The 23,267-nt window shown below is 38.7% G+C and carries 39 protein-coding genes and 1 rRNA gene; 38 read left to right on the top strand and 2 right to left on the bottom strand.

Annotation, left to right across the window (positions count from 1 at the left end):
- Positions 1–15 precede the first annotated feature (15 nt).
- From rplB to J7Q84_RS15795, 35 genes are all read left to right on the top strand, one after another.
- Positions 16–846: a 50S ribosomal protein L2 gene (gene rplB, locus J7Q84_RS15625; protein ID WP_209095795.1), complete on the top strand. Its 831-nt coding sequence runs from the start codon at positions 16–18 to the stop codon at positions 844–846.
- Between the two features lie 57 nt (positions 847–903).
- Positions 904–1,182, top strand: a complete 279-nt coding sequence (gene rpsS, locus J7Q84_RS15630; protein WP_209095797.1) for a 30S ribosomal protein S19 — start codon at positions 904–906, stop codon at positions 1,180–1,182.
- A gap of 17 nt (positions 1,183–1,199) precedes the next feature.
- Positions 1,200–1,541 carry a 50S ribosomal protein L22 gene (rplV, locus tag J7Q84_RS15635; RefSeq protein WP_209095799.1) on the top strand — a complete coding sequence of 114 codons (342 nt, stop codon included), beginning with the start codon at positions 1,200–1,202 and terminating at the stop codon, positions 1,539–1,541.
- 3 nt (positions 1,542–1,544) lie between these two features.
- Positions 1,545–2,201 (top strand): 30S ribosomal protein S3, encoded by a 657-nt coding sequence (gene rpsC, locus J7Q84_RS15640; protein ID WP_209095801.1) that lies wholly within the window; start codon positions 1,545–1,547, stop codon positions 2,199–2,201.
- 2 nt (positions 2,202–2,203) lie between these two features.
- Positions 2,204–2,638: a 50S ribosomal protein L16 gene (rplP, locus tag J7Q84_RS15645; RefSeq protein WP_209095802.1), complete on the top strand. Its 435-nt coding sequence runs from the start codon at positions 2,204–2,206 to the stop codon at positions 2,636–2,638.
- Entirely contained in the window at positions 2,628–2,828 is a 201-nt protein-coding gene (gene rpmC / locus J7Q84_RS15650) for a 50S ribosomal protein L29 (RefSeq protein WP_209095803.1), read from the top strand. The genes rplP and rpmC overlap by 11 nt, the downstream gene beginning before the upstream one ends.
- A 23-nt stretch (positions 2,829–2,851) precedes the next feature.
- Positions 2,852–3,115 (top strand): 30S ribosomal protein S17, encoded by a 264-nt coding sequence (gene rpsQ, locus J7Q84_RS15655; RefSeq protein ID WP_209095804.1) that lies wholly within the window; start codon positions 2,852–2,854, stop codon positions 3,113–3,115.
- A 46-nt stretch (positions 3,116–3,161) separates the two neighbouring features.
- A complete protein-coding gene (gene rplN, locus J7Q84_RS15660) occupies positions 3,162–3,530 on the top strand; it encodes a 50S ribosomal protein L14 (RefSeq protein ID WP_209095805.1) in 369 nt (122 codons plus the stop codon).
- A 39-nt stretch (positions 3,531–3,569) separates the two neighbouring features.
- On the top strand, positions 3,570–3,881 hold the full coding sequence (gene rplX, locus J7Q84_RS15665) for a 50S ribosomal protein L24 (protein ID WP_209095806.1): 312 nt from the start codon (positions 3,570–3,572) through the stop codon (positions 3,879–3,881).
- Positions 3,882–3,906: 25 nt separating this feature from the next.
- Positions 3,907–4,446 (top strand): 50S ribosomal protein L5, encoded by a 540-nt coding sequence (rplE, locus tag J7Q84_RS15670; protein ID WP_209095807.1) that lies wholly within the window; start codon positions 3,907–3,909, stop codon positions 4,444–4,446.
- Positions 4,447–4,479: 33 nt separating this feature from the next.
- On the top strand, positions 4,480–4,665 hold the full coding sequence (gene rpsN / locus J7Q84_RS15675; protein WP_003397678.1) for a 30S ribosomal protein S14: 186 nt from the start codon (positions 4,480–4,482) through the stop codon (positions 4,663–4,665).
- 29 nt (positions 4,666–4,694) lie between these two features.
- Positions 4,695–5,093: a 30S ribosomal protein S8 gene (gene rpsH / locus J7Q84_RS15680; RefSeq protein WP_209095809.1), complete on the top strand. Its 399-nt coding sequence runs from the start codon at positions 4,695–4,697 to the stop codon at positions 5,091–5,093.
- Between the two features lie 26 nt (positions 5,094–5,119).
- Positions 5,120–5,659 (top strand): 50S ribosomal protein L6, encoded by a 540-nt coding sequence (rplF, locus tag J7Q84_RS15685; RefSeq protein ID WP_209095811.1) that lies wholly within the window; start codon positions 5,120–5,122, stop codon positions 5,657–5,659.
- 31 nt (positions 5,660–5,690) lie between these two features.
- On the top strand, positions 5,691–6,053 hold the full coding sequence (gene rplR, locus J7Q84_RS15690) for a 50S ribosomal protein L18 (protein ID WP_209095813.1): 363 nt from the start codon (positions 5,691–5,693) through the stop codon (positions 6,051–6,053).
- Positions 6,054–6,076: 23 nt separating this feature from the next.
- Complete coding sequence (rpsE, locus tag J7Q84_RS15695; protein ID WP_209095815.1) at positions 6,077–6,577, top strand: 30S ribosomal protein S5; 501 nt, start codon at positions 6,077–6,079, stop codon at positions 6,575–6,577.
- 16 nt (positions 6,578–6,593) lie between these two features.
- Positions 6,594–6,776, top strand: a complete 183-nt coding sequence (gene rpmD / locus J7Q84_RS15700; protein ID WP_209095817.1) for a 50S ribosomal protein L30 — start codon at positions 6,594–6,596, stop codon at positions 6,774–6,776.
- 36 nt (positions 6,777–6,812) lie between these two features.
- Positions 6,813–7,253, top strand: a complete 441-nt coding sequence (rplO, locus tag J7Q84_RS15705) for a 50S ribosomal protein L15 (RefSeq protein ID WP_209095820.1) — start codon at positions 6,813–6,815, stop codon at positions 7,251–7,253.
- The gene (secY, locus tag J7Q84_RS15710; RefSeq protein ID WP_209095822.1) at positions 7,253–8,551 is read left to right on the top strand and encodes a preprotein translocase subunit SecY; all 1,299 of its coding nucleotides are present in this window, start codon (positions 7,253–7,255) and stop codon (positions 8,549–8,551) included. The genes rplO and secY overlap by 1 nt, the downstream gene beginning before the upstream one ends.
- A gap of 52 nt (positions 8,552–8,603) precedes the next feature.
- Positions 8,604–9,254 carry an adenylate kinase gene (locus J7Q84_RS15715; protein WP_209095824.1) on the top strand — a complete coding sequence of 217 codons (651 nt, stop codon included), beginning with the start codon at positions 8,604–8,606 and terminating at the stop codon, positions 9,252–9,254.
- Entirely contained in the window at positions 9,254–10,000 is a 747-nt protein-coding gene (gene map / locus J7Q84_RS15720) for a type I methionyl aminopeptidase (RefSeq protein WP_209095825.1), read from the top strand. Before J7Q84_RS15715 ends, map begins: the two co-directional genes overlap by 1 nt.
- 123 nt (positions 10,001–10,123) lie before the next feature.
- The gene (gene infA / locus J7Q84_RS15725) at positions 10,124–10,342 is read left to right on the top strand and encodes a translation initiation factor IF-1 (protein WP_209095826.1); all 219 of its coding nucleotides are present in this window, start codon (positions 10,124–10,126) and stop codon (positions 10,340–10,342) included.
- A 35-nt stretch (positions 10,343–10,377) separates the two neighbouring features.
- Entirely contained in the window at positions 10,378–10,491 is a 114-nt protein-coding gene (gene rpmJ, locus J7Q84_RS15730) for a 50S ribosomal protein L36 (RefSeq protein ID WP_000868344.1), read from the top strand.
- A 19-nt stretch (positions 10,492–10,510) separates the two neighbouring features.
- Entirely contained in the window at positions 10,511–10,876 is a 366-nt protein-coding gene (gene rpsM, locus J7Q84_RS15735; RefSeq protein ID WP_209095830.1) for a 30S ribosomal protein S13, read from the top strand.
- Positions 10,877–10,901: 25 nt separating this feature from the next.
- Positions 10,902–11,291 (top strand): 30S ribosomal protein S11, encoded by a 390-nt coding sequence (gene rpsK / locus J7Q84_RS15740; protein ID WP_209095831.1) that lies wholly within the window; start codon positions 10,902–10,904, stop codon positions 11,289–11,291.
- 174 nt (positions 11,292–11,465) lie between these two features.
- Positions 11,466–12,410 (top strand): DNA-directed RNA polymerase subunit alpha, encoded by a 945-nt coding sequence (locus J7Q84_RS15745; RefSeq protein WP_209095833.1) that lies wholly within the window; start codon positions 11,466–11,468, stop codon positions 12,408–12,410.
- A gap of 93 nt (positions 12,411–12,503) precedes the next feature.
- Positions 12,504–12,866 (top strand): 50S ribosomal protein L17, encoded by a 363-nt coding sequence (rplQ, locus tag J7Q84_RS15750; RefSeq protein ID WP_209095842.1) that lies wholly within the window; start codon positions 12,504–12,506, stop codon positions 12,864–12,866.
- 237 nt (positions 12,867–13,103) lie between these two features.
- Positions 13,104–13,940 (top strand): energy-coupling factor ABC transporter ATP-binding protein, encoded by an 837-nt coding sequence (locus J7Q84_RS15755; protein WP_209095844.1) that lies wholly within the window; start codon positions 13,104–13,106, stop codon positions 13,938–13,940.
- Positions 13,916–14,785: an energy-coupling factor ABC transporter ATP-binding protein gene (locus J7Q84_RS15760; protein ID WP_209095846.1), complete on the top strand. Its 870-nt coding sequence runs from the start codon at positions 13,916–13,918 to the stop codon at positions 14,783–14,785. The genes J7Q84_RS15755 and J7Q84_RS15760 overlap by 25 nt, the downstream gene beginning before the upstream one ends.
- On the top strand, positions 14,785–15,579 hold the full coding sequence (locus J7Q84_RS15765; RefSeq protein WP_209095870.1) for an energy-coupling factor transporter transmembrane component T family protein: 795 nt from the start codon (positions 14,785–14,787) through the stop codon (positions 15,577–15,579). Before J7Q84_RS15760 ends, J7Q84_RS15765 begins: the two co-directional genes overlap by 1 nt.
- Positions 15,580–15,593: 14 nt before the next feature.
- On the top strand, positions 15,594–16,337 hold the full coding sequence (gene truA / locus J7Q84_RS15770) for a tRNA pseudouridine(38-40) synthase TruA (protein ID WP_209095848.1): 744 nt from the start codon (positions 15,594–15,596) through the stop codon (positions 16,335–16,337).
- A 151-nt stretch (positions 16,338–16,488) separates the two neighbouring features.
- Positions 16,489–16,926 (top strand): 50S ribosomal protein L13, encoded by a 438-nt coding sequence (gene rplM / locus J7Q84_RS15775; protein WP_209095850.1) that lies wholly within the window; start codon positions 16,489–16,491, stop codon positions 16,924–16,926.
- A gap of 20 nt (positions 16,927–16,946) precedes the next feature.
- On the top strand, positions 16,947–17,339 hold the full coding sequence (gene rpsI / locus J7Q84_RS15780; protein ID WP_209095852.1) for a 30S ribosomal protein S9: 393 nt from the start codon (positions 16,947–16,949) through the stop codon (positions 17,337–17,339).
- A gap of 296 nt (positions 17,340–17,635) precedes the next feature.
- Complete coding sequence (locus tag J7Q84_RS15785; protein ID WP_209095854.1) at positions 17,636–18,076, top strand: DUF2521 family protein; 441 nt, start codon at positions 17,636–17,638, stop codon at positions 18,074–18,076.
- Positions 18,077–18,141: 65 nt separating this feature from the next.
- The gene (cwlD, locus tag J7Q84_RS15790; RefSeq protein WP_209095856.1) at positions 18,142–18,855 is read left to right on the top strand and encodes an N-acetylmuramoyl-L-alanine amidase CwlD; all 714 of its coding nucleotides are present in this window, start codon (positions 18,142–18,144) and stop codon (positions 18,853–18,855) included.
- 185 nt (positions 18,856–19,040) lie between these two features.
- A complete protein-coding gene (locus J7Q84_RS15795; protein WP_209095858.1) occupies positions 19,041–20,102 on the top strand; it encodes an Mrp/NBP35 family ATP-binding protein in 1,062 nt (353 codons plus the stop codon).
- A gap of 29 nt (positions 20,103–20,131) precedes the next feature.
- Here the strand turns inward: J7Q84_RS15795 and gerD are convergent, their stop codons facing one another.
- Entirely contained in the window at positions 20,132–20,731 is a 600-nt protein-coding gene (gene gerD, locus J7Q84_RS15800; protein WP_209095860.1) for a spore germination lipoprotein GerD, read from the bottom strand.
- A gap of 138 nt (positions 20,732–20,869) precedes the next feature.
- Between gerD and J7Q84_RS15805 the strand changes: the two genes are divergently transcribed.
- Entirely contained in the window at positions 20,870–21,472 is a 603-nt protein-coding gene (locus tag J7Q84_RS15805) for a KinB-signaling pathway activation protein (RefSeq protein WP_209095862.1), read from the top strand.
- Positions 21,473–21,492: 20 nt separating this feature from the next.
- On the opposite strand, the gene pdaB is transcribed toward J7Q84_RS15805, so the two are convergent.
- Positions 21,493–22,257, bottom strand: coding sequence for a polysaccharide deacetylase family sporulation protein PdaB (pdaB, locus tag J7Q84_RS15810; RefSeq protein WP_209095864.1), 765 nt, complete (start codon positions 22,255–22,257; stop codon positions 21,493–21,495).
- A 146-nt stretch (positions 22,258–22,403) separates the two neighbouring features.
- Here pdaB and J7Q84_RS15815 point away from each other — a divergent pair, with 146 nt between their 5' ends.
- Positions 22,404–22,622, top strand: a complete 219-nt coding sequence (locus J7Q84_RS15815) for a hypothetical protein (protein ID WP_209095866.1) — start codon at positions 22,404–22,406, stop codon at positions 22,620–22,622.
- A gap of 585 nt (positions 22,623–23,207) precedes the next feature.
- Positions 23,208–23,267: ribosomal RNA gene (locus tag J7Q84_RS15820) — 16S ribosomal RNA — on the top strand; the annotation flags it as partial.

Below are 23,267 nucleotides of genomic sequence, written 5' to 3' on the forward strand. Positions count from 1 at the left end.
AGGAGGGAAACTGAGATGGCAATTAAAAAGTACAAACCAACGTCTAACGGTCGCCGTGGGATGACAGCTTCTGATTTCGCTGAAATCACTACTAGCACACCGGAAAAATCACTTTTAGCGCCTTTAAACAAAAAGGCTGGTCGTAATAACCAAGGTAAAATTACTGTACGTCACCAAGGTGGCGGACATAAACGCCAATACCGTATCATCGACTTTAAGCGCGATAAAGATGGTATTCCTGGACGCGTTGCTACAATCGAGTACGATCCAAACCGTTCTGCAAACATCGCGTTAATTAACTACGTAGATGGAGAAAAGCGTTATATCCTTGCTCCAAAGAATCTACAAGTAGGCATGGAAGTTATGTCTGGTCCTGAAGCGGATATTAAAGTAGGTAACGCTCTACCACTTATAAACATTCCAGTAGGTACTGTAATCCATAACATCGAGCTTAAGCCAGGTCGTGGTGGACAATTAGTACGTTCTGCAGGAACTTCTGCACAAGTACTTGGTAAAGAAGGTAAATACGTATTAGTACGTTTGACTTCTGGAGAAGTACGCTTAGTTTTAGCTACTTGCCGTGCTACAATCGGTCAAGTTGGTAACGAACACCATGAACTTATTAATATCGGTAAAGCTGGTCGTTCTCGCTGGTTAGGTAAACGTCCAACAGTTCGTGGTTCTGTAATGAACCCAGTTGATCACCCACACGGTGGTGGTGAAGGTCGTTCACCTATCGGACGTAAGTCTCCAATGTCTCCATGGGGTAAACCAACTCTTGGATTCAAGACTCGTAAGAAAAACAAAGGTTCTGATAAGTTTATCGTTCGTCGTCGTAAAAAATAACGGGGTTGTAGTACGGTTCATTAGAACCGTACGTCAATCACGAAGGGAGGTACAAACATGGGCCGCAGCTTGAAAAAAGGACCATTTATTGATGATCATTTAATGGTTAAAATTGAAAAGTTAAATGAAACTGAATCAAAACAAGTTATCAAAACTTGGTCTCGTCGTTCAACAATTTTCCCACAATTCATCGGTCATACAATCGCTGTTTATGATGGTCGTAAACACGTGCCAGTATACGTTACAGAGGACATGGTTGGTCACAAATTAGGTGAGTTCGCACCTACTCGTACGTATAAAGGTCATGACGCTGATGACAAGAAAACTAGAAGATAATGAGAGGAGGCACTCCAATGCAAGCTAAAGCAGTAGCGAGAACAGTTCGTATTGCTCCTCGTAAGGTACGTCTAGTAGTAGATTTAATTCGAGGAAAGCAAGTTGGTGAAGCAATCGCAATTCTTCGCCATACACCAAAAACTGCTTCTCCAGTTGTAGAGAAGGTTTTAAATTCTGCAATTGCAAATGCAGAACATAACTATGAAATGGATGTAAACAACTTAGTTGTTACTACAGCATTCGTTGATGAAGGTCCAACTTTAAAACGTTTCCGTCCACGTGCTATGGGACGTGCAAGCCAAATTAACAAACGCACAAGCCACATCACAATCGTGGTATCAGAAAAGAAGGAGGGATAATCGATGGGTCAAAAGGTTAGTCCAGTAGGTCTTCGCGTAGGTATTATTCGCGATTGGGAATCTAAATGGTACGCTGAAAAAGACTACGCTGAATTATTACACGAAGATATTAAAATTCGTGAGTATATCAACGTTCGTTTAGCAGATGCAGCAGTTTCTAAAGTAGAAATTGAGCGTGCTGCAAATCGCGTAAACATCACAGTTCACACTGCAAAACCTGGTATGGTAATTGGTAAAGGTGGTACAGAAGTTGAAGCCCTTCGTAAAGCCCTTAACCAATTAACAGGCAAGCGTGTTCACATCAATATCTTAGAAATCAAAAGAGCAGATCTTGATGCAAAATTAGTTGCTGAAAACATCGCTCGTCAACTAGAAAATCGTGTATCTTTCCGTCGTGCACAAAAACAAGCAATTCAACGTACAATGCGTGCAGGCGCACAAGGTATTAAAACTCAAGTTTCTGGACGTCTAGGCGGCGCAGATATCGCTCGTGCAGAATCTTACAGCGAAGGAACTGTTCCACTTCATACACTTCGTGCTGATATCGACTATGCAACTGCTGAAGCAGATACAACATACGGTAAACTTGGCGTAAAAGTATGGATCTATCGTGGAGAAGTCCTTCCTACGAAAAAGAAAGCTGTGGAAGGAGGAAAATAAATATGTTAATGCCTAAACGCGTAAAATATCGCAGAGAGCACCGTGGCAAAATGCGTGGGCGTGCTAAAGGTGGCACAGAAGTAGCATTTGGTGAATTCGGTTTACAAGCTCTTGAAGCTTCTTGGATTACAAACCGTCAAATAGAAGCAGCACGTCGTGCAATGACTCGTTATATGAAACGTGGCGGTAAAGTATGGATTAAAATTTTCCCTTCTAAGCCATATACTGCAAAACCTCTAGAAGTACGTATGGGTTCCGGTAAAGGTGCTCCAGAAGGTTGGGTAGCAGTTGTTAAGCCTGGTAAAATCATGTTTGAAATTGCAGGGGTATCTGAAGAAGTAGCACGTGAAGCATTACGTCTTGCTGCTCACAAGTTACCAATCAAATGTAAATTTGTAAAACGTGAAGAAAATGGTGGTGAATCTAATGAAAACTAATGAAATTCGTGAATTAACCACTGCTGAAATTGAACAAAAAGTAAAAGCTTTAAAAGAAGAATTATTCAATCTTCGTTTTCAACTTGCTACAGGACAATTAGAGAACACTGCTCGCATCCGCGAAGTACGTAAAGCAATTGCTCGTATGAGAACTGTAGTTAGTGAAAGAGAGATCGGAATTAATCGATAATTACTTGAGGGGAGGTTTGCACGATGAGCGAACGCAACCAACGTAAAGTATATACTGGACGTGTTGTTTCCGATAAAATGGATAAGACTATCACAGTTTTAGTTGAAACATACAAAACACATTCATTATACGGAAAACGTGTTAAGTATTCTAAAAAATACAAAGCACATGATGAATTAAACCAAGCGAAAATCGGCGATATCGTAAAGATTATGGAAACTCGTCCATTGTCTGCTACTAAACGCTTCCGTTTAGTTGAAATCGTTGAAGAAGCTGTTATTATTTAATGAAAGAATCGGATAAAACCTTAAATCCGAAGGGAGGTTTCATTGCATGATTCAACAAGAAACTCGTTTAAAAGTTGCAGATAACTCTGGTGCACGTGAACTATTAACAATTAAAGTGTTAGGCGGTTCTGGTCGTAAAACTGCTAACATCGGTGACATCATCGTTGCTTCAGTAAAACAAGCAACACCAGGTGGCGTTGTTAAAAAAGGTGATGTTGTTAAAGCTGTTATCGTACGCACAAAAAGCGGTGCTCGTCGTGTAGATGGTTCTTACATCCGTTTTGACGAAAACGCAGCGGTTATCATCAAGGAAGATAAGAGCCCACGTGGAACTCGTATCTTCGGACCTGTTGCACGTGAATTACGCGACAACAACTTCATGAAAATCGTTTCTTTAGCTCCAGAAGTTCTTTAATAAAAGGTTATTTCCTTACCAAGGAGGTGCACAGATCTGATGCATGTAAAGAAGGGTGACAAAGTATTAGTTATCACAGGTAAAGATAAAGGTAAACAAGGCGTTATTCTTGCTGCTTTACCAAAACAAAATCGTGTAATCGTTGAGGGTGTTAACATCGTTAAAAAACACTCTAAGCCATCTCAACTTAATCCACAAGGTGGGATTATTACTAAAGAAGCGCCTGTCCATGTATCTAATGTTATGCCATTAGATCCAAAAACTGGTGAACCTACTCGTGTAGGCTTCAAAGTAGTAGATGGTAAAAAAGTACGTATCGCGAAAAAATCTGGTGAATTATTAGATAAATAATTTCTCGTGAAAGGAGGTCCCTCAATTGAATCGCCTAAAAGAAAAATTCCAAAAAGAGATTACACCTGCTTTAATGAGCAAGTTTAATTATAAATCGGTAATGCAAGTTCCAAAACTTGAGAAAATCGTTATCAACATGGGTGTTGGAGAAGCTGTACAAAACTCTAAAGCATTAGATAATGCAGTAGAAGAATTAACAGCTATCGTAGGACAAAAACCTGTTGTAACTCGTGCAAAGAAATCTATCGCTGGTTTCCGTCTTCGTGAAGGTATGCCAATCGGTGCGAAGGTTACTTTACGCGGAGAGCAAATGTATGAGTTCTTCGATAAGTTAGTTTCTGTTTCTTTACCACGTGTACGTGACTTCCGTGGTATATCTAAAAAATCTTTTGATGGCCGTGGTAACTATACTTTAGGTGTTAAAGAACAGTTAATCTTCCCGGAAATCGATTATGATAAAGTTAGCAAAGTACGCGGTATGGACATCGTAATTGTTACAACTGCGAATACTGATGAAGAAGCACGTGAATTGTTAACGCAATTCGGTATGCCATTCCAAAAATAATGGAAATAGGCGTTAAGTAGAGGAGGCGAAAACGTGGCTAAGAAGTCAATGATTGCGAAACAAAAACGCACTCCAAAGTTTAAAGTTCAAGCGTATACACGCTGCGAACGTTGCGGACGTCCACACTCTGTATACCGTAAATTTAAACTGTGCCGTATTTGTTTCCGTGAACTCGCATACAAAGGACAAATTCCTGGAGTTAAGAAAGCTAGTTGGTAATACCCGAAAGTGGGAAGGAGGTAAAACAAATGGTGATGACAGATCCAATTGCAGATATGCTTACTCGCATCCGTAATGCGAACATGGTACGTCACGAGAAATTAGAAGTTCCAGCTTCTAAAATCAAGAAAGAAATCGCAGAAATTTTAAAACGTGAAGGTTTCGTTCGTGATGTAGAATATATCGAAGACAACAAGCAAGGTATTATTCGTATCTTCTTGAAATACGGTGCAAATAACGAACGCGTTATTTCTGGCCTTAAGCGCATCAGTAAGCCTGGCTTACGTGTATATGCTAAAACAAACGAAGTACCTCGTGTACTTAACGGTTTAGGTATTGCTATCGTTTCTACATCTAAAGGTGTTATGACAGACAAAGAAGCTCGTCAACAACAAACTGGTGGAGAAGTATTAGCGTACGTTTGGTAATATTGAAACGAACGGAGGTGTAACATATGTCTCGTATTGGTAAAAAGATTCTTGAAATCCCTGCTGGTGTAACAATCACAGTAGCAGATAATAACACTGTAACTGTAAAAGGACCAAAAGGTGAGTTAACTCGTACTTTCCATGCTGATATGGCTATTAAAATCGAAGATAACGTACTAACAGTAGAGCGTCCTTCTGATCAGAAGGAACACCGTGCATTACACGGTACTACTCGTGCAGTAATCGGAAATATGGTTGAAGGTGTTTCTAACGGCTTCCAACGTAACCTTGAATTAATCGGGGTTGGTTACCGTGCTCAAAAACAAGGTAATAAACTTGTATTGAACGTAGGTTACTCTCATCCAGTTGAAATCGTTCCTGAGCAAGGAATTGAAATCGAAGTACCAGCAAATACAAAAATTACTGTAAAAGGTATCGATAAAGAACGTGTTGGTGCATTAGCTGCTAACATTCGTGCTGTACGCGCTCCAGAGCCATACAAAGGCAAAGGTATTCGTTATGAAGGCGAAGTTGTACGTCGCAAAGAAGGTAAAACAGCTAAGTAAACCCATTAGGTGAAAGAAAGGAGTGACATAGATGATCACTAAAGTTGATAAAAATGCGGTTCGTAGAAAAAGACATGCACGCGTGCGCACAAAACTTACGGGTACTGCGCAACGTCCACGTTTAAACGTGTTCCGTTCTAATCAACACATTTACGCACAAGTTATTGATGATGTAAATGGTGTAACATTAGTAAGTGCATCTACTCTTGATAAAGAACTTTCTTTTGAAGGCACTAGCAACATTAACGCTGCTACAAAAGTTGGAGAACTAGTTGCAAAGCGTGCTGTGGAGAAAGGTGTTAAAGAAGTGGTATTTGATCGCGGTGGTTACTTATACCATGGTCGCGTGAAAGCTTTAGCTGAAGCTGCTCGTGAAGCTGGATTACAATTTTAATCGTTAAAGGAGGGACAATATAGATGCGTCGCATTGACCCAAACAAATTAGAACTTGAAGAACGTGTTGTTACGGTTAACCGTGTTGCGAAAGTAGTTAAGGGTGGTCGTCGTTTCCGTTTCGCTGCACTGGTTGTTGTTGGAGATAAAAACGGTAACGTAGGATTTGGAACAGGTAAAGCGCAAGAAGTACCTGATGCAATCCGCAAAGCTATCGAAGATGCTAAGAAAAACTTGGTTTCAGTACCTTTAGTTGGTACTACAATTCCACACGAAATACTTGGTCAATTTGGAGCAGGTGAAGTATTCTTAAAACCGGCTTCTGAAGGTACTGGAGTTATCGCTGGTGGACCAGTTCGTGCGGTTCTTGAATTAGCTGGTGTACAAGATATCCTATCTAAATCTTTAGGATCTAACACTCCAATTAATATGATCCGTGCTACTATTAACGGATTAAAAGAACTAAAGCGTGCTGAAGACGTAGCGAAGTTACGTGGAAAAACTGTAGAAGAGCTACTAGGTTAATAAGGAGGGAAAACACATGACAAAGAATTTAGAAATCACCCTCACTCGTAGTATAATCGGTCGTCCACAGGATCAACGTGCAACGGTTGAAGCATTAGGATTGAAGAAGCTAAACCAAACGGTAGTGAAACAAGACAATGCTGCAATCCGTGGTATGATTAACAAAGTTACTCACCTTGTAACTGTTAAAGAAGCTTAATCATAAACCATTGACACAATAAGGAGGTGCCCGTAAATGAAACTTCATGAATTAAAACCTGCTGAAGGTTCTCGTAAAGTTCGCAATCGTCTAGGACGCGGTATCGGTTCTGGTAACGGTAAGACTGCTGGTAAAGGTCATAAAGGACAAAATGCTCGTTCTGGCGGCGGCGTTCGTCTTGGATTTGAAGGTGGTCAAACTCCTTTATTCCGTCGTTTACCAAAACGTGGCTTTACAAACATCAATCGTAAAGATTTTACAATTGTGAACCTTGAAACATTAAATCGCTTTGAAGATGGTACAGAAGTAACACCTGAGTTATTGCTTGAAACTGGTGTAATCAGTAAATTAAATCACGGTGTAAAAATTCTTGCTAACGGTACGTTAGAGAAGAAGCTAACTGTTAAAGCCCATAAGTTTTCTTCAACTGCGAAAGAGGCAATTGAAACAGCTGGCGGAACAACAGAGGTGATCTAATGTTTCGTACAATCTCCAACTTTATGCGCGTTGCTGATATAAGACGTAAAATCCTCTTCACTTTAGCTATGTTAGTAGTATTTCGTATCGGTACATTCATTCCTGTACCACATGTAAATGCAGATGTACTAAAGGCACAAGATCAACTAAGTGTATTTGGAATTCTAAATACATTCGGTGGAGGAGCCTTAAAAAACTTCTCTATCTTTGCTATGGGTATTATGCCTTATATTACAGCATCCATCATTGTACAATTATTACAGATGGATGTTGTTCCTAAGTTTACGGAATGGTCCAAGCAAGGTGAAGTTGGACGACGTAAATTGGCTCAATTTACCCGCTACTTCACGATTATTCTTGGATTCGTCCAAGCTATAGGTATGTCAATTGGATTTAATAATATTGCGAACGGACAGCTGATTACAAATCCAGGTTGGATGACGTATTTATATATCGCTCTAGTATTAACTGCGGGAACGTCGTTTTTAATGTGGTTAGGTGAGCAAATTACTGCAAAAGGTGTTGGTAATGGAATTTCCATACTCATCTTTGCAGGTATTGTTGCGGCTATCCCAACTACCATTAACCAAATTTATGTTCAGCAATTCCAAGATGCTGGAGATGATTTATTTATTCGTATTGTAAAAGTAGCATTGATTTTAATTGCGGTATTAGCAGTAATTATTGGTGTTATTTTCATTCAGCAAGCAACAAGAAAAATACCAATTCAGTACGCAAAACGTACTTCAGGTAATGGCGGCTATATCGGAGGCAAAAACACGCATCTTCCATTAAAAGTGAATGGAGCGGGTGTTATTCCGGTAATCTTTGCTGTATCATTCCTGATTACACCGCCAACAATTGCACAGTTTTTCCCGAATCACGACGTATCGCAATGGATTATTAAAAACTTTAATTATTCTCATCCCGTGGGAATGATTATCTATGTTGCTTTAATTATTGCCTTTACGTATTTCTATACATTTGTTCAAGTAAACCCTGAGCAGATGGCGGAAAATCTGAATAAGCAAGGCGGGTATGTTCCTGGTATTCGTCCGGGTAAAAACACAGAAGTATATTTAACTAAAATCTTATACCGCTTAACTTTAGTTGGTGCAATTTTCTTAGCAGCAATAGCGATTCTGCCTGTTCTGTTTATACAGCTCGCAAACCTTCCATCTTCTGCACAAATCGGTGGAACTAGTTTATTAATCGTTGTTGGTGTTGCTTTGGAAACAATGAAGCAACTTGAAAGCCAATTAGTAAAACGTCATTACAAAGGTTTTATTAAAGAGTGAGCAATCGGGAAGAAGCTTCTTCCCTAGGGCTCATTAATGAGGGGGAATAAGCGTGAATTTAATTTTGATGGGGCTTCCGGGTGCTGGAAAAGGCACTCAAGCTGAAAAAATCGTTGAAAAATACGAAATCCCTCACATCTCTACGGGAGATATGTTTCGCGCTGCTATTAAAGAAGGAACTGAATTAGGGTTAAAAGCAAAATCGTTCATGGATAAAGGGGAACTTGTTCCAGACGAAGTTACCATTGGTATTGTACGTGAGCGTTTAGGTAAAGATGATTGTAAAAAAGGCTTCTTACTTGATGGTTTTCCACGAACAGTGGCACAGGCATCTGCTCTTGAAGAGATCGTAACAGATCTTGAAAGAAAAATTGACTATGTTGTTAACATTAATGTTGATCAAGAGATATTAATGAAACGCTTAACTGGTCGACGCATTTGTAAAGATTGCGGTGCTACGTATCATTTAGTTTTCAACCCACCTGCACAAGAGGGTGTGTGTGATAAATGTGGCGGAGAATTATATCAACGCTCTGATGATAATGAAGAAACAGTAGCCAACCGACTAGAAGTCAATATTAAGCAAACAAAACCGCTTCTTGATTTCTACGGAAACCTTGGCTATTTAAGAAATATAGATGGTCAACAAGATATCGGCAAAGTATTTGAAGATATCGATGCTTTAATTGGAGGCTTAGCGTAATGATCATATGCAAGACGCCGCGCGAAATTGAGATTATGCGTGAAGCTGGAAGAATTGTTGCCTTGACTCATAAAGAGTTGAAGCGATATATTATACCAGGCATTACAACTAAAGAGCTCGATGCGATTGCCGAAAAAACGATCCGAAAGTACGGGGCTACCCCTTCTTTCAAAGGATACAATGGCTTTCCAGGAAGCATATGTGCTTCTGTAAACGAAGAGTTGGTGCATGGAATTCCTAGTAAACGAAAGCTCAAAGAAGGCGACATCATTAGCATAGATATTGGCGCGAAGTTCAATGGATATCACGGAGATTCTGCTTGGACGTACGCAGTGGGCAATATCCAGGAGTCCCTTCAGAACCTGCTTGATGTCACAGAAAAGTCATTATATCTTGGATTAGACCAAGCGAAACCGGGGGAGCGTCTGTCTAATATTTCACATGCAATTCAAACATTTGTTGAAGCGCAAAACTTCTCGATTGTTCGTGAGTATGTAGGGCACGGAGTTGGGCAAGACTTACATGAAGACCCGCAAATTCCGCATTATGGCCCTCCAAATAAAGGACCAAGACTGAAACCGGGGATGGTTCTTGCAATTGAGCCGATGGTCAATCAAGGATCTCGTTACGTGAAAACGTTAGCGGATGACTGGACAGTAGTAACTGTGGATGGTAAAATGTGTGCTCATTTTGAACATACGATTGCTATTACTGAAACAGGATATGAAGTTCTAACAAAGCTTTAAGATAGAAAGAGAAATCCCCGAAATTTCAGAGCAGTATGCTGAAAGAAGTTGTGTGGCAAACCAGACATTACATTATGTAAGCAGAAGAGTTTGTCTAAAGCTTTGAAGAAGGGAGAACATTTAATGGCTAAAGACGATGTAATTGAAATCGAAGGTACAGTAGTTGAGACGCTGCCAAACGCTATGTTCAAAGTAGAGTTGGAAAATGGGCATGTAGTATTGGCACATGTTTCAGGTAAAATCCGTATGAATTTCATTCGTATTTTACCTGGCGATAAAGTTACGGTAGAATTATCTCCGTATGACTTAACTCGTGGTCGTATTACGTACCGTTTCAAATAATATAGCGCTCCGTAATCTTTAAGGAGGTTAGAGAGATGAAAGTTAGACCATCAGTAAAGCCAATCTGTGAAAAATGTAAAGTTATTCGCAGAAGAGGTAAAGTAATGGTTATCTGTGAAAATCCAAAGCATAAGCAAAAACAAGGTTAATATAAGGAGGTGTGCGTAAATGGCACGTATCGCAGGTGTTGATATTCCTCGTGATAAACGCGTAGTTGTTTCTTTAACATACATTTTTGGAATTGGTCGTCCTACTGCAGAACAAGTTCTTGCAGAAGCTGGAGTTTCTCAGGATACTCGAGTACGCGACTTAACAGAAGACGAATTAGGTAAAATTCGTGAAGTGATTGACCGTCTAAAGGTTGAAGGTGACCTTCGTCGTGAGGTTTCTTTAAATATTAAACGTTTAATGGAGATCGGTTCTTACCGTGGTCTTCGTCATCGTCGTGGCTTACCAGTTCGCGGTCAAAACACTAAAAACAACGCACGTACTCGTAAAGGTCCGCGTCGTACGGTAGCGAATAAGAAGAAATAATTAAGTAAAGGAGGTTGAACACACAATGGCACGTAAAACTAATACTCGTAAACGTCGTGTGAGAAAGAACATTGAAGCTGGTATAGCTCATATTCGTTCTACTTTCAACAACACAATTGTAACAATTACAGATGTTCATGGTAACGCAATTTCTTGGTCTAGTGCAGGTGCACTTGGTTTCAGAGGATCTCGTAAGTCTACTCCATTTGCAGCACAAATGGCAGCAGAAACAGCTGCAAAAGCTGCTATGGAACATAGCTTAAAAACATTAGAGGTTACTGTAAAAGGTCCTGGTGCAGGACGTGAAGCTGCTATCCGTGCGCTTCAAGCTGCAGGGTTAGAAGTAACAGCTATCAGAGACGTTACTCCAGTACCTCATAATGGATGCCGTCCGCCAAAACGTCGTCGCGTATAATTTTTGTATAGATTTTTCAACATTGTCTATAATGGGATATGATACAATAAAAAGAAAAGTTCATACAGAAACATCGCTTGTTGTGCACAATTGGGAACTGCCTAATGGGGACTTTCGGTTAGACAATGTTGTTGTCTAGCCGGGGTTTCGACGTTTTGAAGGAGGGTTTAATAAATGATCGAGATTGAAAAACCAAAAATCGAAACGGTTGAACTTAGCGATGATGCCAAGTACGGCAAATTCGTCATTGAACCGCTTGAGCGTGGATATGGTACTACTTTGGGTAACTCCTTACGTCGTATCCTGTTATCCTCACTCCCTGGTGCCGCTGTAACATCTATACAAATTGATGGTGTACTGCATGAGTTTTCTACTGTTGAAGGCGTTGTAGAAGATGTAACCACTATTATTTTGAACGTGAAAAAGCTTGCACTTAAAATCTATTCTGATGAAGAAAAAACGCTTGAAATTGATGTTCAGGGCGCAGGTGTTGTCACAGCTGCTGATATTACTCACGATAGTGATGTGGAAATTTTAAACCCAGATTTGCACATTGCAACGTTAGCAAGTGACGCAAGCTTCCGCATGCGTTTAACTGCAAAGCGTGGGCGCGGGTATACACCAGCTGATGCAAACAAGAGAGAAGATCAGCCGATAGGTGTTATTCCTATTGATTCTATCTATACTCCTGTTTCTCGTGTGACTTACCAAGTAGAAAACACGCGTGTAGGACAAGTAACAAATTATGATAAGCTTACGCTTGATGTATGGACAGATGGAAGCATCGGTCCTAAAGAAGCAATTGCACTTGGTTCTAAAATCTTAACTGAGCATTTAAATATCTTTGTTGGTTTAACTGATGAAGCACAAAATGCTGAGATTATGGTTGAGAAAGAGGAAGACCAAAAAGAAAAAGTTCTTGAAATGACAATTGAAGAGCTAGATCTTTCTGTTCGTTCTTATAATTGCTTAAAGCGTGCAGGTATTAACACTGTACAAGAGCTGGCTAATAAGACAGAAGAAGATATGATGAAGGTACGTAACTTAGGTCGTAAATCTCTAGAGGAAGTCAAGCATAAGCTTGAAGAGCTGGGCTTGGGCTTACGCAAAGATGACTAGTACTGCTAGGCATTTCTTTGTGTTTTAAGGTCTAAATTACGAATCACACCGTTGATATATGTTGAATTACTTCAACGAAGGAGGGAACTAAGAATGGCTTACAGAAAATTAGGACGTACAAGTGCTCAACGTAAAGCAATGCTACGTGACTTAGCTACAGACTTAATCATCAACGAGCGCATCCAAACTACAGAAACTCGTGCGAAGGAACTTCGTTCAGTAGTAGAAAAAATGATTACTCTTGGTAAACGTGGAGATCTTCACGCTCGTCGTCAAGCAGCAGCATTTATTCGTAATGAAATTGCTAATGCTGAAACGAACCAAGATGCACTGCAAAAGTTATTCGCTGACATCGCACCACGTTATGCAGATCGTCAAGGCGGATATACTCGTATTGCAAAAATTGGACCTCGCCGCGGAGACGCTGCTCCAATGGTAATCATCGAGTTAGTTTAATACAACGCTATTAAAAGGGCAGGACAGTACTTTCTAAGTAACTGGTCGTGGCCCTTTTTTGCTATTTCCATTTTTATTTTGTTAGAATCTATCATTTCGAAAGCTTATGCTTTAATAAGACTGAAGTAGCTAAAAAGGGGATAACTAATAAAAAGGCTTTGAAGGTTGTTTTGCGTCAAAATAGATTATTTCTTAGGAAATGTTGTAGAAATGTATCGAAAAGAAGGTGTGGAGAATATGGAAAGGGAAAAGCTTCGCGTTGATAAGGTTTCATTTAAGTATCCACATTCTGATTCTCCGGTTTTACGAGATATATCTTTTTCGGTTTATGAAGGAGAATGGATTTCTGTTATTGGACAAAATGGTTCTGGGAAATCTACACTGGCCAAATTGTTAAATGGGTTGTTGCTTTCAAGTTCAGGCACTATCTTAATAGGGGATAAAGTTCTGTCGGAGGAAACAATTTGGGAAATCCGTAAAGAAGTTGGAATGGTATTTCAAAATCCAGATAATCAATTTGTAGGGACAACAGTGAAAGACGACATAGCTTTTGGATTAGAGAACAATGGAATCCCTCGCGATGAAATGGTTCAAATAATAGACGATGTGTTAGACCTTGTACATATGACTGATTTTGAAAATCAGGAGCCCCACTATCTGTCAGGAGGGCAAAAGCAAAGGGTAGCTATCGCCAGTGTGCTTGCTTTGCAGCCCTCCATATTAATTTTGGATGAAGCTACATCTATGCTTGATCCAAAAGGGAGATTAGAAGTGCTGGACACTGTACGAGAGCTTGTTAAAAAAAAGAAAATTTCAGTTATCTCTATTACTCATGATTTAGAAGAGGCTGCCTGTGCAGACCGAATTGTTGTTTTAAATAAAGGTGAGATCTATAAAGAGGGTAGTCCGCACAGTATCTTTCAAAACGGTCAAGAGCTGCGAGAGATTGGATTAGATGTACCATTTGCAGTGAAATTAACAGAGTTGTTACAAAGCGGCAATGTTACATTACAACATCATCTTACAATGGAAAGCTTGGTGAATGAGCTTTGGACATCTCATTTCAAAAAGTAGAGCATCGATATCAAAAGGGGACACCCTTTGAGAGACAGGCGATCTATAATATAAATCTTATGCTTGAAAGTAAAAAATACTATGCTGTCATTGGACACACGGGATCTGGAAAATCTACCATCATACAGCATTTAAATGGGCTACTGCAGCCAACCTCTGGAACAGTAGAGATTGGAGAGTTCCATCTTGAAGCTAAGAAAAAAGAAAAAAAACTGAAACCTCTTCGAAAAAAAGTAGGAGTCGTATTTCAATTTCCAGAACACCAGCTATTTGAGGAAACCGTTGAAAAAGATATTTGCTTCGGTCCAATGAACTTTGGGGTTTCGCAGGAAGAGGCAAAGAAACAAGCGAAAATTGCATTAGACCTTGTTGGCTTGCCTGAAGAATATTTAACAAAATCCCCCTTTGAACTTAGTGGAGGACAAATGCGCAGAGTGGCTATTGCGGGTATCCTTGCTATGGAGCCAGAGGTTCTAGTTTTAGATGAACCAACAGCAGGATTAGACCCAAAAGGACAAGAAGAACTAATGGGTTTATTTTATCGTCTTCATAAGGAGCAAGGCCTGACTGTAATTTTAGTTACACACAATATGGAGGATGCTGCACGGTATGCAGATGAAATTATTGTGTTGCATAGAGGGACTATATTTTTGCAAGGGACACCGGCAGAAATATTTGCTCGTTCTGATGAATTGGATGCTATAGGGTTATCTTTGCCTCTTTCTTTGCAATATAAAAAGTTTATGGAGCAAAAACTAGGAGTTCAGCTGTTAGGTTCAGCGTTAACGTTAGAAGATTTATCTGCTGAAATAATTGCGACCTTGAATACAGGTGATGTGCCATGATGCAACAATTTATAGTCGGCAAGTATATACCAGGCGACTCTTATGTTCATCAAATGGATGCAAGAGCCAAGCTTACTATTGTATTTCTTTATGTATTTGTTGTTTTTCTTGCGAATAACGCTCTCTCATACGCTGTATTAGCTGTTTTTTCATCTGCGGCTCTATTACTATCAAGAGTACCTCTCCGCTTCCTGCTGAGAGGATTACAGCCTGTATTATGGATCTTTCTCTTTACCTTCCTCCTTCACATCTTTACAACGAAGGAAGGAACGCTGCTCTTTCAATTAGGACCGATATCAATACATGAAAAAGGTTTGCAGCAAGGAATTTATATCTCGTTGCGATTCTTGTTTCTAATCATGATGACTACGTTGCTGACATTAACAACTACTCCTATTGAAATTACGGATGGAATGGAGACGTTGCTAGCCCCATTTAAGCGTCTAGGTATGCCGGTTCATGAAATTGCTCTTATGATGTCAATTTCACTTCGATTTATCCCCACATTAATGGAGGAAACGGAAAAAATCATGAAAGCACAGTCATCGAGGGGCATTGATTTTGCAGGAGGACCAATTCAAGAGCGTTTGAAAGCCATAGTGTCATTATTAGTTCCTTTGTTTATTAATGCATTTAAACGTGCAGAAGATTTAGCTGTTGCTATGGAAGCAAGAGGATATCGAGGAGGAGAAGGAAGGACTAAGTTTCGTCAATTAAGATGGAAAACGGGAGATACCTTAGCCCTCCTCATGCTTCTTCTTCTTACAGTTCTGCTTGTTCTAATTCGTTCATAATAGGAGAGTCAAGCATGGAGAGAATAAAATGTACTATTTCCTATGATGGTACCTATTTTTATGGATATCAAATACAACCTGAAAAACGTACTGTGCAGAAAGAAATAGAAGCAGTTTTGGAAAAAATCCACAAAGGAACAAATGTTCGTGTTTATGCATCAGGACGTACAGATGCAACTGTTCATGCTAAGGGGCAGGTCCTTCATTTTGATACACCTTTATCGATTCCAGAGGACCGATGGGTAGCTGCACTTAATACAATGTTACCTTCAGATATTTCAGTCAACCTTGTAGAAAAGGTGCCAGAAACATTTCATGCTCGGTTTGATGTATGCAGTAAAGAGTATCGGTATCGTGTTTTTTTAGCAAAGAAAAGGGATGTTTTTTCACGCAGCTATGCTTATCATTTTCCTTATTCAATAGATTTGCAAGCTATGCAAGAGGCGATTCCGTATTTAACAGGTACTCATGATTTCACCTCATTTTGCTCTGCAAAAACAGAAATAGAGGATAAGGTACGTACCCTTTACGAATTGGAATTGCTGCAAACCGATGAAGAGCTGGTGTTTCGTTTTGTGGGAAATGGATTTTTGTACAATATGGTACGAATCCTAGTAGGAACTTTGTTAGATATTGGACAACATAAAATAAAACCAGAGGAAATTTCTAGGATATTAGAAAAGAAAGATCGGCGTCATGCTGGGAGAACCGCTCCAGGTCACGGATTATATTTATGGCAAGTAAACTATAACAACTAATCCTGGTGTAACATTTGCTTGACATTAGTTTCACAACAGGATATTATAACATATGGTATTGTTTCTAAAACCACGATTAGCCCCGGAATTAATCGTGTTAAGATAAACAATAGATTTTTAAGTCTAAATTGAACAATCAGGAGGGAAAAAAATGCGTACGACTTTCATGGCGAAAGCTAATCAAGTTGAGCGTAAATGGTACGTTGTTGACGCTGAAGGTCAAACTTTAGGTCGTCTAGCAACTGAAGTTGCTTCTATTTTACGTGGCAAACACAAACCAACTTACACACCACATGTTGATACTGGTGATCATGTTGTCATCATTAATGCTGACAAAATTCATTTAACTGGTAACAAATTAAACGATAAAATTTACTACCGTCACACTATGCACCCAGGCGGTTTAAAACAAAGAACAGCTCTTGAAATGCGCACTAACTACCCTGTACAAATGTTAGAGCTTGCAATTAAAGGCATGCTTCCAAAGAATCGTTTAGGCCGTCAAATGGCTAAGAAATTAAAAGTGTATGCTGGTACTGAGCATCCACATCAAGCACAACAACCAGAAGTTTACGAACTTCGCGGATAATTAATTAAGGAGGGTTTACTTTGGCACAGGTACAATATTATGGTACTGGACGTCGTAAAAGTTCAGTAGCACGTGTACGTTTAGTTCCTGGTGAAGGACGCGTAATCATTAACGGTCGTGAATTTGAAAACTACATTCCATTTGCTGCTCTACGTGAAGTAGTTAAGCAACCTCTAGTTGCAACTGAAACTCTAGGCAGCTATGATGTTCTTGTTAACGTAAACGGTGGAGGTTACACTGGTCAAGCTGGTGCAATCCGTCACGGTATCGCAAGAGCATTATTAAAAGCAGATCCAGAATACCGCTTAACTCTAAAGCGCGCTGGTCTATTAACTCGTGACGCACGTATGAAAGAACGTAAAAAATACGGTCTTAAAGGCGCTCGTCGTGCACCTCAGTTCTCAAAACGTTAATTTGGACGTTTCGAAGACTCTCAACTATTTTGGTTGGGGGTCTTTTTTATTGAAGAGATTTAGTCTTGGGTCCAACTCTTTGACTCAAAACATCCTTCATATCTACTTAAATAAAGGGGTTGCATGTGTCTGAGGTTAGAATTTTTTACGTTGAAGTATGAAATGTCGTTTTATAAAAGCAATGTCTTTGTTTAGTTTTTCTTCCTAATTGTTTAATACGTGGAAGATTTTTATGTAGTGAGATAATGCATGTTCCTTATTGAACCGTGGAAACTACGGAATAGGGAGGTGCGAAAATGAATGTCATTACTACCCTAAAGGATAAACGACGTGATAAACAAATAAAATACGAACGAAAAATGTTGCGCGAAATATCATTAAATGTATTGCGTAAAAACATACATCATCATTTTCAAGAATATTGTGAGAAGAACTATTCACGGAATCAATTTGAAGATTACTGTATTGAATTGGCAATTGAATCATACTTACTAGGTGCAAGATATAGTAAGTTTGGATGTTACGGAGAATCACTAACAACAATCAAGCATCGCTCTCTTTCTGAAGAACAAAATTTGACCGAAACGTTATATCTCTTTTTGACAAATGTACACTTATTGCAAGAGACAGAACAGCGGAAACAAAGCTTGTACTACATATGTCAAAGCTTTATTGATTCTTGGTGGAAGGAAGGATTTGAAAAAGGAGAGCGGAGATATAAGCTGCGTTTACGATAAAGTATCATAATCTCTCTTCTTGTCCCATATAAGTAAATAGGAGGGACTGGCAGGAGGGAGATTAGATGAAAAGGATTAAGGTTATTTCATTTATTTTAGCGGCAATATTACTTTTATTTGTACTACGATATGAATTTACTATTACAAAATCATGGAAATCATGGAACTTGCCCTTATCCGGTAAAATCATTGTAATTGATGCAGGACATGGCGGACCAGATGGGGGAGCCGTAGGAACGCAAGATATTATTGAAAAAGATATTACATTGGAGCTGACAAAAAAAGTACAAGATTATTTACAGGAACAAGGAGCATTGGTTATCCTTACTCGGGACGGCGATTTCGACCTTGCTGATAAAGACTTAAAAGGATATAGCAAACGAAAGGCACAAGATCTTCGCAAAAGAGTCGATATTATCAATAATTCTGATGCAGATTTTTTTGTCAGTATTCATCTGAATGCTATCCCTATTCAAAGCTCAAAAGGGGCACAAACATTTTATTATCGTTCTTTAATTGAAAATGAACGAGCAGCTAAATTTATTCAAGCAGAGCTGCGAAATAGTTTAGAAAACACGCATCGTAGTGCTAGGACTATCGATCATGTATATGTGCTAAAGCATGCACAACCTCCAGGAGTTCTTGTTGAAGCAGGATTTTTATCGAATGTTAATGAAAGACATATGCTCAATTCTGAAAAATATCAGCAGAAAATTGCGGCAGCTATTTATCGTGGGATATTACGGTATTTTACTGAAAGAGGGGATCCTCCTAACTGATGGAGGATTTTTGTTTGGGTTCAGATGTGTATTAAGAGACTGTAGCCTCTATATGATAGATGTCTCACTTAATTGGTATATAATAATTAAATATATTTTTAATAAAAAACAAAGAATATTTTTTAAATTTCTTTTCTAATGTTATACTGAAAATGTAAACGCTTATACATTGGGTGGTGGAGAGAATGGTATCAAAAGAGCAAGTATTAGAAGTGTTAGCAGAACTGAAAGACCCGTTCTTACATAGAACGTTTAAAGAAACGAATGCTGTAAAAGAAGTAAACATAAAACCAGAAAAAGCACATGTCAGCCTTAAAATTGCTTTAGCAAGAACAGGAACGGCAGAACAAATGCAGTTACAAGGTACTATTGTAAAGATTATAAAAGAAATTGGAGCAGCAAGTGTCGGCTTGCGCTTTATCGAATTTACACAAGAAGAGCTGCAGGTATTTGGGGGTTCTTCAGCAGAACAAACTGCAGATTCCTTATTGTCTCCGGATTCAAAAACAATTTTCCTTGCAGTAGCTAGCGGAAAAGGCGGTGTAGGAAAATCTACTGTGTCCGTAAACTTGGCTGTATCTCTGGCAAGGTTAGGGAAGAAAGTAGGTATTATTGACGCAGACATTTACGGATTTAGTGTACCAGATATGATGGGGATCACAAAACGTCCGGTTGTGCGCGGAGACCGTATCATTCCAGTAGAACGCTTTGGTGTAAAAGTGATTTCTATGGGATTCTTTGTAGAGGATAATGCACCTGTTATTTGGCGTGGACCTATGCTAGGTAAAATGTTAAATCATTTCTTTACAGAAGTAGAGTGGGGAGACTTAGATTATTTGGTACTTGATTTACCGCCTGGAACTGGAGATGTAGCTTTAGACTTACACTCTATGCTTCCTGCTTGTAAGGAGGTTATTGTAACCACTCCTCATCCAACTGCAGCATTTGTAGCAGCACGTGCTGGTGCAATGGCATTACGTACAGAGCATGAAGTAATTGGCGTAATTGAAAATATGTCTTATTTCGAAAGTAAAGTAACTGGAGAAAAAGAATATGTATTCGGAAAAGGTGGAGGAAATAAGCTGTCTGAAGAACTTCAAACAAAGCTTCTTGGCCAAATTCCACTCCAACAGCCTGACTGGAATGAAGAGGATTTTGCTCCGTCGGTCTATGCAGCAGACCACCCAACGGGGAAAATTTATGAAGATATTGCTCAAAAAGTAGTACACGCTACTGTAACGGTGTAAAAAAAGCCTCTTCTTAAAGAAGAGGCTTTTTATTGACTTTGACTATCTTTTTCTTGTCCACCTTTAGCGCTAGAGCTTTGAGCCTTTTTCTCTGCTTTTTCAATAGCTTTACTGATTACATCAATCATTTTTACTTGGAAGAGAGGACTTTGCACAGTATCATTTAATACTTGCTGCAGATATTGTCTATAGTCTTTACTTTGCATAACATCCTGCATTTGTTTTTGAATTTCAGGGTTTTTCATGATAGAAATAACACCGCTTTGAAAGTCTGGGTCTTTCATTAACGTTTTCATCAGATTTGTTTGTGGTTTCTCCATGCTTTTAGCAAAGGTAGCTGCAAACTTCGGATCGCTGAATTGTTGCTCCCAAAACTCCTGGCCTTTTTCAGAGAGCATTGTACTTTCAATGGTTTGTTTTACAGTGGCTTCATCTAAGATAAGAGCTTGTTTGACTTGTTCATCTTGTAGAACAGCTTGAATGGCTTTTTTTCCTTCATCTGTTTGTAAGATATCCACAACCATTTTTTTTGCTTGATCATAATCTATTTGGGCTTCCGTTTGTTCTTTTTGAGCGCATCCGGATAAAAGGAAAAGAAGGATTGACAATAAAATCGGAATCCGTTTCATTAGTCGGGGCTCCTTTCAAAAAATCTCTCTTTTTTAATATGAATAGTTATTTAAAAAATATGCGCGGCATTTACTGGTTTTTTGTAAAAGTCATGTTACAATTTAATTAAAAAATGTAGAATAATGGGGGATTATGTCGTGAATAGCCGAAATTGGGTACGTTTATTCTTTTCCACGTTGTTCCTTGGTGGTATAAGTACAATTATTGTTGGATTTATTGTAAAGTGGAACAAGTATTCTAGTTTATTTGCACAAGCTGATATAAAAGAAATTCTTTCTGTGGCTGTATGGTTGCTGGGGATAGGATTTATTTTTAGTGTTATCAGTCAAATGGGATTTTTTGCGTATTTAACCGTTCATCGTTTTGGATTAGGTTTATTTCGATCCGCTTCTCTGTGGAATGCTATCCAAATCTTTGTAACCGCTTTTGTATTATTTGATTTAGTGTATCTTCGTTATACATTATTTGCCGGGGCAGATGAAAGTATTACCTTAGATATTGGGATAGCAGCTGCTATTTTAGTAATAGGATGGGCTGTGGCATATATTAAGCGTCAACAAACAAATAAAGGAGCGTTTATTCCAGCTTTGTTTTTTATGGTCGTTGTAACGGTTTTAGAATGGATACCTGCACTTCGTACCAATGATAAAGCGTGGCTGTATCTCATGCTGGTTCCTCTTCTAATTTGTAACGCATATCAAATTCTTATATTGCATCGTTTGGTCAACAAAGAGAGCTGATTCTTAAGAATCAGCTCTTATCAATTTACATCTGTGCTTTTCGCTTGGGTATTGGAGAGTAGCTCCGATACCGATACATTCATGTATCCATTTGCACGGAGTTTTTGAATTAATTCAGGAAGCGCTTTGTTTGTTTGGAGAGCAGAATCTGATGCATGAAGCAAAACAATATCCCCGCCATCAACGTTTTTAATTACGTTATTAATAATTTTATTGGTGCCTGGATTTTTCCAATCTTGAGAATTAATGCTCCAATGGACTACTGTGTAGCCGAGTGCATCTGAAATTTTTAATACACTTTTGTCGAAATTTCCACTTGGCGGACGAAGGAGTTTGATGTTTTTAATACCCAGTTTTATAAATACATCTTGTGCTCGTAAAATATCACGCCTTACTTCTTGTGTCTCCATAGAGGTATAATCGTTATAGTTATAGCCCATGATACCAATTTCATGACCATCGTCCACAATTCTTTTTACAATGTCAGGATGTCTTTCTGCCCATGCTGCAGAGAGAAAGAATGTTGCATTTTTAATGTTGTGCTGTTTAAGGGTATTCAAGATGGGAAGTGCTTTTTCATCTCCCCAGCTGATGTCAAAGGTGAGAGCAATATTCTTTTTTTGAGTATCACCCTTATAAATTGCTTTTGGTCCTGTAGAGGTAGAAAAAACAGAGTGTTGAGAATAGGTCTGTAAAAATAAAAACCAAGCTGTAAAAAGTGAAAGGAGTACAATAAGCATTACCTGTTTTAGTTTGTTGCTGTTTGTTACAAAGAAGAAAAACATACTATCCCTCTCTTCCCTTGTCCAGTCCTTCTGACATACTTATATGCGGACAAACCTCAAAAAATAACTTTTATATATGTATTTGATTCATAAAAACTCAATGATTGGAAATAATTAACTTAAGCTTACGTGATTGAGGTGAAGAGATGTTAGGGTTTTTAGTCAATGAAAAAGAAATTAAGGAACTAGAATATCTGTTAAAGCGAGAAATGGATGAAATACTCTTTGATTTTGATGACAATAGAATTGATTACGTAGTAAAGCATGCAATGGAAGAACGATATAAGATTCTATTCCGACTATTTAAGCGGGTTGCAGCTCCAGCAGAATGCTCGCGTTATATGAGAAAAGCTATACATAAATAGAAGAGCATAAAAAACATAGAAAGTTTTTAAATAGGTGTTGACGTTATAAGTAGATATATGATAAATTAATATTCGTCGCTGATAGTTAATGAAAACGAACAGTGATTAAAAAACTTGTTGACATCTTATATATACAAATGATAAGATGATGAAGTCGCCTTGAGTGACACCTTAGTTCTTTGAAAACTGAACAAAACAAGAAACAAACGTCAAGTTTTAAATGAGCAAGTCAAACACTTTTATGGAGAGTTTGATCCTGGCTCAGGAAGATTCTATTCCGACTATTTAAGCGGGTTGCAGCTCCAGCAGAATGCTCGCGTTATATGAGAAAAGCTATACATAAATAGAAGAGCATAAAAAACATAGAAAGTTTTTAAATAGGTGTTGACGTTATAAGTAGATATATGATAAATTAATATTCGTCGCTGATAGTTAATGAAAACGAACAGTGATTAAAAAACTTGTTGACATCTTATATATACAAATGATAAGATGATGAAGTCGCCTTGAGTGACACCTTAGTTCTTTGAAAACTGAACAAAACAAGAAACAAACGTCAAGTTTTAAATGAGCAAGTCAAACACTTTTATGGAGAGTTTGATCCTGGCTCAGGACGAACGCTGGCGGCGTGCCTAATACATGCAA

This window comes from Bacillus sp. 165 (assembly GCF_017742235.1).
In the GTDB taxonomy this organism is placed as follows: domain Bacteria; phylum Bacillota; class Bacilli; order Bacillales; family Bacillaceae_G; genus JAGHKQ01.